Genomic DNA, 13049 nt, shown 5'->3' with positions numbered 1-13049 from the left:
AATCGATCCGACACTACATGACCAAGTACGCAAAAATCATCGGTACCGGGAGCTACCTGCCCCCGCAGCGCGTGACCAACCATGATCTGGCGGCGCAGCTGGCCGAAAAGGGCATCGAGACCAGCGACGAGTGGATTTTCTCGCGCAGCGGCATCTCGGCCCGGCATTGGGCCGAGCCTGACGTGGCAAGCAGCGATCTGGCCGTCAAGGCTGCCGAAAAGGCGATCGAGGCGGCTGGCATTGACCGCCAGAGCATCGACCTGATTATCGTCGCGACGTCTACGCCGGACTTCGTGTTCCCGAGCACGGCGTGCATCGTCCAGAACAAGCTTGGCATCAACAACCAGTGCGCGGCATTCGACCTGCAGGCCGTGTGTTCGGGCTTCGTGTATGCGCTGGCCACCGCTGACAAGTTCATCCGCAGCGGTTCGCATCGCAATGTGCTGGTAATCGGTGCGGAAGTGTTCTCGCGGATTCTCGACTTCAACGACCGCACCACTTGCGTGCTGTTCGGCGATGGTGCGGGCGCGGTCGTGCTGACGGCCTCCGACGAGCCGGGCATCCTGTCGACGGCCATGCACTCGGACGGCAGCCATGTGGATATCCTGTGCGTGCCAGGCAACGTCGCGGGCGGCGCGATCATCGGCAATCCCTTGCTCCATATGGACGGCCAGGCGGTGTTCAAGCTTGCCGTGACGGTGCTGGACAAAGTGGCGCGCGAGGCGATGGCCGCGGCGGAGATCCAACCCGAGCAGGTCGACTGGCTGATTCCCCACCAGGCCAATATCCGCATCATGCAGGGCACCGCGCGCAAGCTTGGCCTGCCTGCCGACCGCATGGTGGCCGTCGTGCACGAGCACGGCAATACCTCGGCCGCTTCGATTCCGCTGGCGCTCGACGCCGCTGTGCTCGACGGCCGTATCCGCCCGGGGCATACCGTGCTGCTGGAAGGCGTGGGTGGCGGCTTCACCTGGGGCGCTGCGCTGCTGCGCATGTAATGACAGCCGGCGCGGCAGGCAAGGTCGGCCGCGCGGCTACAGGTATTCAATTTCTGGGATAGCACTCCGATGAAATTTGCTTTCGTATTTCCCGGCCAGGGTTCGCAATCGGTTGGCATGCTCAATGCGTTCGCCGACAACGCCGCGGTGCGCGCGACCCTGGAGGAAGCGTCGACGGCGCTGGGCCAGGATATCGGCCGCATGATCGCCGAAGGCCCGGCTGAAGAACTGAACCTGACCACGAACACGCAGCCGGTCATGCTGACCGCGGCCGTGGCGATCTACCGCGCGTGGCTCGACGCCGGCGGCCCGGTGCCTGCCTTGGTTGCTGGTCACAGCCTGGGCGAGTACTCGGCGCTGGTGGCAGCGGGCGTGATTCCGTTTGCCGACGCCGTGCCGCTGGTGCGCTTCCGCGCGCAAGCCATGCAAGAGGCCGTGCCGGTGGGCGCGGGTGGCATGGCCGCGATCCTGGGGCTGTCGGATGATGACGTGCGCGCGGTTTGCGCCGAAGCATCGGCCGCCGGGGTGGTGGAGGCGGTGAATTTCAACGCGCCGTTGCAAGTCGTGATCGCCGGCAGCAAGGCCGGCGTCGAGAAGGCGTGCGAAGTGGCCAAGGCCAAGGGCGCCAAGCGCGCGCTGCCGTTGCCCGTGTCGGCGCCGTTCCATTCGTCGCTGCTCAAGCCGGCGTCGGACCGCCTGCGCGAACGCATGGCCGGACTGACGTTCTCGGCGCCGGCGATTCCGCTGGTCAACAATGTCGATGTCGCCATCGTCAACGATCCGGATGCGATCAAGGACGCGCTGGTGCGCCAGGCGGCTGCGCCGGTGCGCTGGGTGGAATGCGTGCAGAAGATGGCCGCGGAAGGCGTTACGCACGTGATCGAATGCGGCCCCGGCAAGGTGCTGGCTGGCATGACCAAGCGCATCGACGGCAACCTGGTGGGCGGCGCGATCTTCGATCCCGCCTCGCTGCAGGACACCCTGGCGCTGCTGAAGTAAGCGCCTGCAAGAAAGGACAAATCGAATGACCAAACTCCTCGATAACCAGGTCGCGCTGGTCACTGGCGCTTCGCGTGGCATTGGCCGCGCCATTGCGCTGGAACTGGCCCGCCAGGGCGCCACCGTGATTGGTACCGCCACCAGCGAATCGGGCGCTGCCGGCATCACCGAATACCTCGGCGCGCAAGGGCTGAAGGGCAAGGGTGCCGTGCTGAACGTGAACGACGCTGCCGCCTGCGACGCACTGATCGACGAGATCGTGAAGGGCCACGGTGGTATCGGCGTGCTGGTCAACAATGCCGGCATCACGCAGGACCAGCTCGCCATGCGCATGAAGGACGAGGACTGGCTGGCGGTCATCCAGACCAACCTGACCTCGGTTTTCCGCCTGTCTCGTGCGGTGCTGCGCCCGATGATGAAAGCCCGCCAGGGCCGCATCATCAACATCACGTCGGTGGTCGGCTCGGTGGGCAATCCGGGCCAGATGAACTACTCGGCTGCCAAGGCGGGCGTGGCGGGGATGACCCGCTCGCTGGCGGCCGAAATCGGCAGCCGCAACGTGACCGTCAATTGCGTCGCGCCGGGCTTTATCGACACCGATATGACCAAGGCGCTGTCCGAAGAGCAGCATGCTTCGCTCAAGCAGCAGATTCCGCTTGGACGTCTGGGTCAGCCGGAAGATATTGCCAATGCGGTGGCCTTCCTGGCCGGTCCGCAGGCTGCCTACATCACCGGCACGACGTTGCATGTGAACGGCGGCATGTACATGAATTAAAAGGTTTTTGGGCGGCTCTTTCGGAGAAGAAGCCGGAAGAAGCTGCCTGAAGTAGTAGTTTTCCGAACCAATCGGGTGCGATTCTTGCAAAGCTTGGCAGGCGGCATTTCTGACGCCCCAAACCTGCTAAAATGCGCCCACTTTTTGTCGAACTTCCCTGGAGGGTTACATGGACAATATCGAACAACGCGTCAAGAAAATCGTGGCAGAACAGCTTGGCGTGGCCGAGGCAGACATCAAGAACGAATCCTCGTTCGTGAACGATCTCGGTGCGGACTCGCTGGACACGGTTGAACTCGTGATGGCGTTGGAAGATGAATTCGGCATGGAAATTCCTGATGAGGAAGCCGAGAAGATCACGACCGTGCAGCAGGCAATCGACTACGCCACCGCGCACGTCAAGGCCTAAGCCAGTCGTATCTGAATTCCGAGCCACAGAAGGCGGGTGGGCGCACCGTTGCGGTAGCGCCTTGCTGTTTTCTGTGGCTTTCGTCTGTTCGAAGACGCAGAATCAAGGCTCATGCCGCGCGGACCTGACTGGCCGGGTAACACTGCCAGTCGCCGGAACGCGGTGATGTGTCCCGATCCTGCATCACGCACCCGTAGGAAATCATAGTGAGCCGTCGTCGCGTCGTTGTCACTGGGCTTGGCCTTGTGTCTCCGGTCGGAAACACGGTTGCCGAAGGCTGGGCCACCCTGGTTGCCGGCAAGTCTGGCATCGCCACCGTCACCAAATTCGATCATTCCGCGCTTTCCGTGCACTTTGCCGGGGAAGTGAAGGGCTTCAATGCCGAGGATTACATCCCCGCCAAGGAAGCCCGCAATATGGATACCTTCATCCACTTTGGCATCGCGGCCGGCGCCCAGGCGCTGAAGGACAGCGGGCTCGAAGTGACCGATGCCAATGCCGAGCGCATCGGCGTGCTGGTGGGTTCGGGCATTGGCGGCTTGCCGATGATCGAGGACACGCATGCCACGCTGACCGAACGTGGTCCGCGCCGTATCTCGCCGTTCTTCGTGCCGGGCTCGATCATCAACATGATCTCGGGTCACCTGTCGATCATGCACGGCCTGAAGGGTCCGAACCTTGCTGCCGTGACGGCGTGCACCACCGGCCTGCACAGCATCGGCCTGGCCGCCCGCCTGATTCAGGCTGGCGACGCCGATGCGATGCTGGCCGGCGGCGCTGAATCGACCGTGTCGCCGCTGGGCATTGGCGGCTTCGCTGCCGCGCGTGCCCTGTCGACGCGCAATGATGATCCGGCGGCGGCTTCGCGCCCTTGGGACAAGGACCGCGACGGCTTCGTGCTGGGCGAGGGCGCGGGCGTCATGATGCTGGAAGAGTACGAATCGGCGAAGGCACGCGGTGCGCGCATCTATGCCGAACTCGTGGGCTTCGGCATGAGCGGCGACGCATTCCACATGACCGCGCCGAACATGGACGGTCCGCGCCGCTGCATGGTCAATGCGCTGCGCGATGCCGGCATCAATGCCGACCAGGTGCAGTACCTGAACGCACACGGCACGTCTACGCCGTTGGGCGACAAGAACGAGTCCGACGCCGTCAAGGCAGCCTTCGGCGACCATGCCTACAAGATGGTGGTGAATTCGACCAAGTCGATGACCGGCCATTTGCTGGGCGGCGCCGGTGGCCTGGAATCGGTCTTCACCGTGCTGGCGTTGCATCACCAGGTGTCGCCGCCGACCATCAACATCGATAACCAGGATCCGGAATGCGACCTGGATTACGTGGCCAACACGGCGCGTGACATGAAGATCGATGTGGCCGTGAAGAACAACTTCGGCTTCGGCGGTACCAACGGCACGCTGGTTTTCCGTCGCGCCTGATTCGGTGTCACGGAAGCGCCTCGCCGGCCCTCGTCTCGGCGGGCTCACTCCTTTGCAGTGGGCCCTGCTGGCGTTGTGGTCCGGCGAGGTCGCTGCCCTCGGCCTGCTGGCCCGGATGTGCGTGGGTGCGGCAATGACCCACGGCGCGGTCGGCAACGTCTTTCCTTTCCTGATTTGTGTCGCATGGCTTGGCATGGCCGTCATGCTGGTTCGAAGCTCCCGCGCCGGGTGGTCATGGGCCAGCCAGACCTGCTCCGCAGTGCTGTCGCCGCCGCAACGCTATGGCCTGCCTCGCCTGGTGCTCCGGCGTCCCGGTACCGGTAGCGAAACAGCGGTGGTATCGGGGGGCTGGAACGTCGGCGGCATTCTCTTCCTGAACCTGACGCAAGGCCCCGGCAAGCGCCGCGGGCTACTGGTGTTCCCGTTCCAGGCGGCCTCCCCGCGAGTCGTGCGCGCGGCAAGGGTGGCAATGGCGGTTGCACGAGAGGTGCAACCAGCGCAATGTGATGGGGAACGTTATTGTTAGGCAGCGGTCACAGCATGCACTTTGAAGCACCGGAACATCCGTGGTTCGTAGGTTAAATACAACGTTCGTCGTGACGACCAAACCAAGAGATACACTGCAGGTGAGCCATACGTGAGCGAACGCGAAGCCGATCAGCTCCTAGTTGAACGCGTCCAGCAGGGCGACAAGCGGGCCTTTGAGCTGCTGGTGGCGAAGTACCACCGGAAGATCATCCGTCTGATTTCGCGCCTGGTGAGAGATCCCGCCGACGTCGAGGACGTGGCGCAGGATGCCTTTATCAAGGCATACCGTGCCTTGCCCCAGTTCCGCGGGGAATCCGCCTTCTACACATGGCTGTACCGGATCGCCGTCAACACGGCCAAAAACTACCTGGCCACACAGAGCCGGCGGCCCGAGGCGTCCAGCGACATCGATGCAGAAGAGGCTGAAACTTTTGCGGATGGTGAGCAACTAAGGGATATCAATACGCCGGAGTCGATGCTGCACACGCGCCAGGTTGCCGAAACGGTCAACCGTGCGATGGAGGCACTGCCGGAAGAATTGCGTACCGCCATCACCTTGCGCGAGATCGAAGGCCTCAGCTATGAGGAAATCGCCGAGGCGATGGGTTGCCCGATCGGGACGGTGCGGTCGCGCATTTTCCGTGCGCGCGAGGCGATTGCCGAGAGATTGCGCCCGCTGCTGGGAACGGCGGAGGGCAAGCGATGGTAGTGATAAGAATGTCGTGCGGCCAGCGTTGCAGCCAGTTCCTGCATCGATAAGCGACAGAAAGTGACGGGATTATCGGTGTTCAATGGAATTGGAATGTCTTGGGGTGGGAAATGGGTCAGGCTCATAAGCAGTCGGTTCATGTAGTGGAAGCGGCGGAGCAGATCTCCGTCTTGATGGATGGCGAACTGTCGCCGCATGAGGTCGATGCCGTGGTGGCGCTCGCCAAGAGCGAAGCCGGCATGGCGAACTGGTCGATGTTCCAGATGATCGGCGATACGCTGCGCTCGGAAGAACTGAGCCACGCGGGCCCGACCGGCGATTTTCTCGCCCGCTTCTCCTCGCGCCTCGAGGACGAGCCCCATGTGCTGGTGCCGGCTGTGGCCCAGGCCGCGGGCATGCGTCAGCGCTTGCTGGTTCGTCCGTCCTGGGTGCGACGGGTCATGCCCGGCACGGCCATCGCCGCGGCGGTGGCGGCCGTGAGTTGGGTCGTGGTGCCGCAAATGCGCGGGCCGGCCGACCTGGGCACGCCTGACGCCGTGGTCGCGCGAGCGGACCAGCCGGCGGCGGCCAAGCCCGGCAACCTCGTTACCGTCGCAGCCGATAGCGCCCAGATGATCCGCGATCCGCGGCTGGACGAGTACCTGCGCGCTCATCGCAGCTCGGTCGCAACGGAGGCGTTCGTGCCCACCATGCGCGCGGTCGCCAACGGCGCTAATTTCTCTCAGGACAATTCGCAGGAATAATGCCGGACATGCATAAAGGATGGTCGCCCGCCGGCGTAGCGGGCGCACCGAGAACGAGGGCCCTGCGCAGGTCCTTTTTTCTCGCCTTGTGTCTGAGCGCGGCGGCGGCAACGGCCCAGCCCTCGGACAATTCGCTGAACCGGCGTGATGCCTCCGCCTGGCTCAGCAAGATCCATCGCGCAGCACAGCGCGAAAACTATGTCGGCACGCTGATCTACCAGCGCGGCAGCGTGATGCATGCCTCGAAGATCCAGCACTACAGCGACCTCGTGCACAATGAGTATGAGCGCCTGGAAACGCTGGACGGCAAGCCGCGCGAAGTGCTGCGGCAGAATGATGTCGTCCACAGCCTGATTCCCGAAGCCAAGCTCGTGGTGGTCGAGAAGCAGGAAGCCAAGGACCGCTTCCCGGCGCTGCTGGCCACCAACAAGAGCGATGTGCTCGATCTGTACGACATGCGCAAGCTGCCCGGCGAGCGTGTGGCCGGGGTGGAATGCGAGGTGTTTTCGCTGGAGCCGCACGATGCGGCGCGCTATGCCGTACGCCTCTGGGCCGAAAAGAACTCCGGCTTGCTGATGCGGGCTCAGACCATTGGCGATGGCGGCAAGGTGCTGGAGCAGGTGGCCTTTTCGCAGGTCGACATCGGCGTGCCCTCGGACAAGCAACGCATCCTCGGGGCGATCAAGAACTCCAGTTCCTGGAACCACTACGAGGTCACCTATCAGCCGACCAACGTTGCGGATGAAGGCTGGAACATCGCCGTGCCGCTGAAGGGATTCCAGAAGATTCGTGAAGTGCGCCGCCCGCTGGGCGAGCTGCGCGCGCCTGCTCAGGGCCGCGGGCAGGTGTTCGAGGTGCTTCAGGTGGTGTACAGCGACGGGCTGACCGGGCTGTCGGTGTTCATCGAACCCGTGTCCGAGCAGCGTGTGCGCCGTGAAGGCGTCGCTTCGCTCGGCGCCACGCAGGTTGTCGTGCGCCGCATCGCCGACTACTGGATTACAGTGGTCGGCGAAGTTCCCGCCAGCACGGTGCGGCAGTTCGCGTCGGCCGTGGAATATCGCCCTCCCAAGGCGTTACACTGAGCGCGTACAAGTGGCGAATGCGGGGTCTGCCCGGCCCCGTGTCCGCGTGTCCCCGCGGGCGGCATCCCGCATCTTGTCCCAGCCGGTACCTCATCATTTGCTGAATCCCGGGAGTTGTCGATGACGTTCAGATCCCCAGCCTTGGCACGTGCCATGGTCATGGCTGCCATGTTGATTCTCGGTCCGGCGATTGCCGAAGTGGGTCACGCCCAGGCCGCGGCTTCCAACTACAACCTGCCCGACTTCACCGACTTGGTGGAGAAAGCCAGTCCCGCCGTCGTCAATATCCGGACCACGGAGCGCGTGCGCTCGCGCGGCGGCCCGGGCAGTGAAGACGACGACATGGCCGAGTTTTTCCGGCGCTTTTTCGGTGTGCCGATGCCGGGCGCGCCGACGCCCGGCGCCCCGGCGCCAGGCGCGCCGCGGCGCGGCCAGCCGCCACAGGGCCAGCCGCCGCAGGGCGAGGAACAGAGCCGCGGCGTCGGTTCAGGCTTCATCATCAGCCAGGATGGCTACGTGATGACCAATGCCCACGTGGTGGCCGATGCGGAAACCATCTACGTCACGCTGCCCGACAAGCGCGAGTTCAAGGCCAAGCTGATCGGCGCGGACAAACGCACGGACGTGGCGCTCCTCAAGATCGAGGCAACGGGGCTGCCGCGACTGACACTGGGCGATTCCGACAAGGTTCGCGCGGGCGAATGGGTTCTGGCGATTGGTTCGCCGTTCGGGCTCGACAACAGCGTGACGGCTGGCATTGTCTCCGCCAAGGGACGTGATACCGGTGACTACCTGCCGTTCATCCAGACCGACGTGGCCGTGAATCCCGGCAACTCTGGCGGCCCGCTGATCAATTTGCGCGGCGAGGTCATCGGCATCAACTCGCAGATCTACAGCCGCAGCGGTGGCTACATGGGCATTTCGTTCGCGATTCCGATCGACGAAGCGATGCGCGTCACCGAGCAGTTGAAGACCTCTGGGCGCGTGACACGCGGCCGTATTGCCGTGGCGATCGGCGATGTGACCAAGGAAGTGGCGGATTCGCTCGGCCTGGGCCGTGCGCGCGGCGCGCTGGTTGGCAGCGTCGAGCCGGGTGGTCCGGCCGAGAAGGCCGGGATCGAGCCGGGCGACATCATCCTGAAGTTCAACGGCCGGGAGATCGAAAAAGCGTCCGACCTGCCGCGCATGGTCGGCGATACCAAGCCCGGCACGAAGGTACCGATGCAGTTGTGGCGCAAGGGCGCAACGCGCGACGTATCGATTACCGTGACGGAGTTGGAGCCCGAAACGCGAGCGAAGGCTCGCGGCACACCGCCGGCCAAAGACGAGGCCACTGCGCAGGCGGCCAAGCCCAATGCACTTGGGCTGATCGTCAACGACATTCCGGATGCCCGCCTGAAAGAGCTGAAGGTGAAGTCGGGCGTGGAGGTCGAAGTCGCGGACGGTCCCGCCATGCGTGCCGGCATTCGTCCTGGCGACATCATTCTGCGGCTAGGCGACACCGATGTGACCGGGGCTCGCCAGTTCAACGATCTGGTCAAGGGGCTGGACAAGAACCGCATTGCCGCTGTGTTCGTGCGGCGTGGTGATGCGACCCAGGTCCTGACGCTGCGCCCCGGGGCCACTGCCGCCCGCTGAACGTACGACATGCGCCAGCTCACGTTGTACGGCAGGGCCTATTGCCATCTGTGCACGGATATGCGGGACGCGCTGGAGCCGTTCCGGCGCGAAGTTCCGTTCATCCTCCACGAGGTGGACGTGGATGACGATCCGGACCTGGAGTCCCGTTTTGGCGAGCGCGTGCCCGTGCTGGTCGCAACAGGACCAGAAGGACCTCGCGAGCTTTGCCACTACTTCCTCGACGCCGCTGCCGTCCGCACCTGGCTCGGGGCCGCGGTATAGGCTGCAATCAGCACATCCGGGCGTGCACAACAGCCTGGCGATCCGCCCATTCGTGGCCCGGAAGTCATTGAAAATCCGGTAAAATTCTAGTTTGGCGCGAAATCAGCGCCCCAAGACCCGCGGCTCCTGACGCGGGCGTTCCCAAGGGGGCGCCCGCGCTTGGCCGTTCACGAATCCGCTGCCGCCGGGGCGAAGACGCCGGCGCTTGCCTGAAGATTAGATGGACCATATTCGCAATTTCTCGATCATCGCCCATATCGACCATGGGAAATCCACCCTGGCCGACCGGATCATTCAGCTGTGTGGGGGGCTGTCCGATCGCGAAATGGAGGCCCAGGTCCTCGACTCGATGGATATCGAGAAGGAACGCGGCATCACCATCAAGGCGCAGACGGCCGCGCTGGCTTACAAGGCGCGTGACGGCAAGGTCTACAACCTGAACCTGATCGACACCCCGGGGCACGTCGACTTCAGCTACGAAGTGAGCCGTTCGCTGTCGGCCTGCGAAGGCGCGCTGCTGGTGGTCGACGCTTCGCAGGGTGTCGAGGCGCAAACCGTGGCCAACTGCTACACCGCGATCGAGCTCGGCGTGGAAGTGGTGCCGGTGCTGAACAAGATCGACCTGCCACAGGCCGATCCGGCCAACGCCATCCAGGAAATCGAAGACGTCATCGGCATCGACGCGCAGGACGCCACGCCGTGCTCGGCCAAGACCGGCCAGGGCGTGCAAGACGTGATCGAGGCGCTGATCGCCAAGGTGCCGCCGCCCGAAGGCGATGCCAGCGCGCCGTTGCAAGCGCTGATCATCGACTCGTGGTTCGACAACTACGTGGGCGTGGTCATGCTGGTGCGCGTCGTCAATGGCACGTTGCGCCCGAAAGACAAGGTGCTGCTGATGGCCACCGGGGCCCAGCATCTCGTCGAGCAGGTTGGCGTGTTCTCGCCGAAGTCCGTGCAGCGTGAAGCCCTGACTGCGGGCGAAGTGGGCTTCGTCATTGCCGGCATCAAGGAGCTGAAGGCCGCCAAGGTCGGCGACACCATCACGACCGTGGCGCGCAAGGCCGCGGCGCCGCTGCCGGGCTTCAAGGAAGTCAAGCCGCAGGTGTTCGCCGGCCTGTATCCGGTCGAGGCCAACCAGTATGAGGCGCTGCGCGAATCGCTCGAGAAGCTGCGCCTGAACGACGCCTCGCTGATGTTCGAGCCGGAAGTGTCGCAGGCGCTGGGCTTCGGTTTCCGCTGCGGCTTCCTTGGCCTGCTGCACATGGAAATCGTGCAGGAGCGCCTCGAACGCGAATTTGACATGGACCTGATTACCACGGCGCCGACCGTGGTGTACCAGGTGCAGATGCGCGACGGCACCACGGTGACGGTGGAGAACCCGGCCAAGATGCCCGACCCGAGCCGGATCGAGGCGATCCTGGAGCCGATCGTCACGGTCAACCTTTATATGCCGCAGGAGTATGTCGGCTCCGTGATCACGCTGTGCACGCAGAAGCGGGGCACGCAGATCAATATGAGCTACCACGGCAAGCAGGTGCAGCTGACCTACGAGATCCCGATGGCGGAAATCGTGATGGACTTCTTCGACCGCCTGAAGTCGGTATCGCGCGGCTACGCCTCGATGGATTACGAGTTCAAGGAATATCGCCCGTCCGACGTGGTCAAGGTCGATATCCTGATCAATAGCGACAAGGTCGATGCGCTGTCGGTGATCGTGCACCGCTCGAATTCGCAATACCGTGGCCGCGAAGTGGCCGCGAAAATGCGCGAGATCATTCCGCGCCAGATGTACGACGTGGCGATCCAGGCCGCGATCGGCTCGAACATCATTGCGCGCGAAAACGTCAAGGCGCTGCGCAAGAACGTGCTGGCCAAGTGCTATGGCGGCGATATCTCGCGCAAGAAGAAGCTGCTCGAAAAGCAGAAGGCCGGCAAGAAGCGCATGAAGCAGGTTGGCACCGTCGAGATTCCGCAGGAGGCGTTCCTGGCCATCCTGCAGGTTGACGACAAGTAAGCGGCTGCGCACGCAGGAACGGGACCGCGGCGCAGAGGGCGCGGCGGCATAAGAAGAAGCTGTAGCAGGACATCCAAGAACCAGAAGCCGTCATGAATTTTGCACTGATCCTTTTTGTGCTGGTGGTGATCACGGGTATCGCGTGGATCGCGGACAAGCTTGTGTTTGAGCGGCAGCGGCGCGCATCGGCGCGCCTGGCGCTGGCCGAGTTCGATTCGCGCCAGTCCGACCTGCAGAGCCGCTTCGGTTCCGGCGAAGTCGACTCCACGCGCAAGCGCCTAGCCGAGGAAAAGCTGCGCCAGCCGTGGTGGCTCGAGTATTCGGCCAGCTTCTTCCCGGTCATCCTGGCGGTATTCGTGCTGCGTTCCTTCGTGGTCGAGCCGTTCAAGATTCCGTCCGGCTCGATGATTCCCACGCTGCTGATCGGTGACTTCATCCTGGTCAACAAGTACGACTATGGCATTCGCCTGCCGGTGGTGAACAAGAAGATCATGGAAATTGGCGAGCCGCAGCGCGGCGATGTCATGGTGTTCCGCTATCCGAAGGACCCGTCGCTCGATTACATCAAGCGCGTGATCGGTCTGCCGGGGGATGAGGTTCAATATTCGAACAAGCACCTGACCATCAATGGCAAGCCGGCCGACTACACGGCGCTGCCCGATTATCTGGATGAGGAGCGTTTGTCCTATTCCAAGCATTTCACGGAAAAGCTGCCTGGTGGCGTGGAGCACGGCATCCTGAACGATGCGGACCGGCCCGCGTTTGTTGCCGGCGCGGATCCGGATTTCCCGTTCCGGGAAAACTGCACTTACAATCAGCAGGGTGTGACCTGCAAGGTGCCTGCAGGTCACTATTTCGTCATGGGCGACAACCGCGACAACAGCCTGGATTCCCGCTATTGGGGCTTTGTGCCGGACGAGAATATCGTTGGCAAGGCGTTTGTGATCTGGATGAATCTCGGTAATTTCGGACGCGTCGGGGCCTTCAAATAACACACCCGCGCGGCGCAAGAACGCTCAACCAGAAGAGGGAAGCGCAAATGGGTCAGATGGGGAAAAGAGGTCGGGCCGGCAATGTTGGCCGGGAGCGGGCCAGCCTAGGCCGACGGCGGACCGAGGGGTTTTCCCTCTGGACACTGCTGGTCGTGATCTTTTTCGTGATCGGCGTCGCGTTGCCGGCACTCCGCGCGATACCGAGCCTGACGGAGTATTTCTCCGTCAAGCGGGCCGCCAGTTACGCGAAGCAGAAGGCCACCAACAAGCGGGAAGTGGTCGAGTATTTTGATAAGCAGGCAACCATCGACCGGATTGCCGCGGTGCGGGGGGAGGACCTCCAGATCCGCGAAGACGAGAACGGAACGATCCAGTCGGTCGAATTTGCCTACCGGACCGAAGTTCCCGTCTACGGTCCACTGAGTCTATTGATTAGCTATTCGGGAACGCAGCACTGAT

Annotated in this window: 14 protein-coding genes; all 14 read left to right on the top strand. The window is 63.4% G+C overall.

Features of this window, described 5'->3' with window-relative positions:
• The first annotated feature begins 17 nt into the window (after positions 1–17).
• The 14 genes from ACIGJC_RS10145 (at position 18) to ACIGJC_RS10080 (ending at position 13048) form a co-directional block, all read left to right on the top strand.
• Positions 18–998 (top strand): beta-ketoacyl-ACP synthase III, encoded by a 981-nt coding sequence (locus ACIGJC_RS10145; protein ID WP_483708651.1) that lies wholly within the window; start codon positions 18–20, stop codon positions 996–998.
• Between the two features lie 69 nt (positions 999–1067).
• Entirely contained in the window at positions 1068–1997 is a 930-nt protein-coding gene (gene fabD, locus ACIGJC_RS10140; RefSeq protein WP_483708650.1) for an ACP S-malonyltransferase, read from the top strand.
• A gap of 25 nt (positions 1998–2022) precedes the next feature.
• On the top strand, positions 2023–2772 hold the full coding sequence (fabG, locus tag ACIGJC_RS10135) for a 3-oxoacyl-ACP reductase FabG (protein ID WP_483708649.1): 750 nt from the start codon (positions 2023–2025) through the stop codon (positions 2770–2772).
• A 169-nt stretch (positions 2773–2941) separates the two neighbouring features.
• Complete coding sequence (gene acpP / locus ACIGJC_RS10130; protein ID WP_008644813.1) at positions 2942–3181, top strand: acyl carrier protein; 240 nt, start codon at positions 2942–2944, stop codon at positions 3179–3181.
• A 206-nt stretch (positions 3182–3387) separates the two neighbouring features.
• Positions 3388–4620, top strand: a complete 1233-nt coding sequence (gene fabF, locus ACIGJC_RS10125; protein WP_483708648.1) for a beta-ketoacyl-ACP synthase II — start codon at positions 3388–3390, stop codon at positions 4618–4620.
• Positions 4621–4672: 52 nt separating this feature from the next.
• A complete protein-coding gene (locus ACIGJC_RS10120) occupies positions 4673–5146 on the top strand; it encodes a hypothetical protein (RefSeq protein WP_483708647.1) in 474 nt (157 codons plus the stop codon).
• 111 nt (positions 5147–5257) lie between these two features.
• Positions 5258–5857: an RNA polymerase sigma factor RpoE gene (gene rpoE / locus ACIGJC_RS10115; protein WP_483708646.1), complete on the top strand. Its 600-nt coding sequence runs from the start codon at positions 5258–5260 to the stop codon at positions 5855–5857.
• Positions 5858–5967: 110 nt separating this feature from the next.
• Positions 5968–6600 (top strand): sigma-E factor negative regulatory protein, encoded by a 633-nt coding sequence (locus ACIGJC_RS10110; RefSeq protein WP_483708645.1) that lies wholly within the window; start codon positions 5968–5970, stop codon positions 6598–6600.
• Positions 6601–6608: 8 nt separating this feature from the next.
• Entirely contained in the window at positions 6609–7682 is a 1074-nt protein-coding gene (locus ACIGJC_RS10105; protein WP_483708644.1) for a MucB/RseB C-terminal domain-containing protein, read from the top strand.
• Between the two features lie 120 nt (positions 7683–7802).
• Positions 7803–9320 carry a DegQ family serine endoprotease gene (locus ACIGJC_RS10100; RefSeq protein ID WP_483708643.1) on the top strand — a complete coding sequence of 506 codons (1518 nt, stop codon included), beginning with the start codon at positions 7803–7805 and terminating at the stop codon, positions 9318–9320.
• A 9-nt stretch (positions 9321–9329) separates the two neighbouring features.
• The gene (locus ACIGJC_RS10095) at positions 9330–9584 is read left to right on the top strand and encodes a glutaredoxin family protein (protein ID WP_483708642.1); all 255 of its coding nucleotides are present in this window, start codon (positions 9330–9332) and stop codon (positions 9582–9584) included.
• Positions 9585–9804: 220 nt separating this feature from the next.
• Entirely contained in the window at positions 9805–11598 is a 1794-nt protein-coding gene (gene lepA, locus ACIGJC_RS10090) for a translation elongation factor 4 (RefSeq protein ID WP_483708641.1), read from the top strand.
• A 92-nt stretch (positions 11599–11690) separates the two neighbouring features.
• Positions 11691–12590 carry a signal peptidase I gene (gene lepB / locus ACIGJC_RS10085; protein WP_483708640.1) on the top strand — a complete coding sequence of 300 codons (900 nt, stop codon included), beginning with the start codon at positions 11691–11693 and terminating at the stop codon, positions 12588–12590.
• 47 nt (positions 12591–12637) lie between these two features.
• Positions 12638–13048: a DUF4845 domain-containing protein gene (locus ACIGJC_RS10080; RefSeq protein ID WP_483708639.1), complete on the top strand. Its 411-nt coding sequence runs from the start codon at positions 12638–12640 to the stop codon at positions 13046–13048.
• Position 13049 lies beyond the last annotated feature (1 nt).

This window comes from Cupriavidus sp. C3SS-1, from assembly GCF_057073755.1.
The sequence above is the reverse complement of the archived record's forward strand: the minus strand, read 5'-3'. Positions and strand labels throughout refer to the sequence as shown.

Bases quoted from the DNA above. Each gene is read 5' to 3' on its own strand.
- acpP (WP_008644813.1), top strand. From the start codon at position 2,942: ATGGACAATATCGAACAACGCGTCAAGAAAATCGTGGCAGAACAGCTT.
- lepA (WP_483708641.1), top strand. From the start codon at position 9,805: ATGGACCATATTCGCAATTTCTCGATCATCGCCCATATCGACCATGGG.
- ACIGJC_RS10105 (WP_483708644.1), top strand. From the start codon at position 6,609: ATGCATAAAGGATGGTCGCCCGCCGGCGTAGCGGGCGCACCGAGAACG.
- ACIGJC_RS10080 (WP_483708639.1), top strand. From the start codon at position 12,638: ATGGGTCAGATGGGGAAAAGAGGTCGGGCCGGCAATGTTGGCCGGGAG.
- lepB (WP_483708640.1), top strand. From the start codon at position 11,691: ATGAATTTTGCACTGATCCTTTTTGTGCTGGTGGTGATCACGGGTATC.
- fabG (WP_483708649.1), top strand. From the start codon at position 2,023: ATGACCAAACTCCTCGATAACCAGGTCGCGCTGGTCACTGGCGCTTCG.
- ACIGJC_RS10100 (WP_483708643.1), top strand. From the start codon at position 7,803: ATGACGTTCAGATCCCCAGCCTTGGCACGTGCCATGGTCATGGCTGCC.
- ACIGJC_RS10145 (WP_483708651.1), top strand. From the start codon at position 18: ATGACCAAGTACGCAAAAATCATCGGTACCGGGAGCTACCTGCCCCCG.
- ACIGJC_RS10110 (WP_483708645.1), top strand. From the start codon at position 5,968: ATGGGTCAGGCTCATAAGCAGTCGGTTCATGTAGTGGAAGCGGCGGAG.
- ACIGJC_RS10095 (WP_483708642.1), top strand. From the start codon at position 9,330: ATGCGCCAGCTCACGTTGTACGGCAGGGCCTATTGCCATCTGTGCACG.
- fabD (WP_483708650.1), top strand. From the start codon at position 1,068: ATGAAATTTGCTTTCGTATTTCCCGGCCAGGGTTCGCAATCGGTTGGC.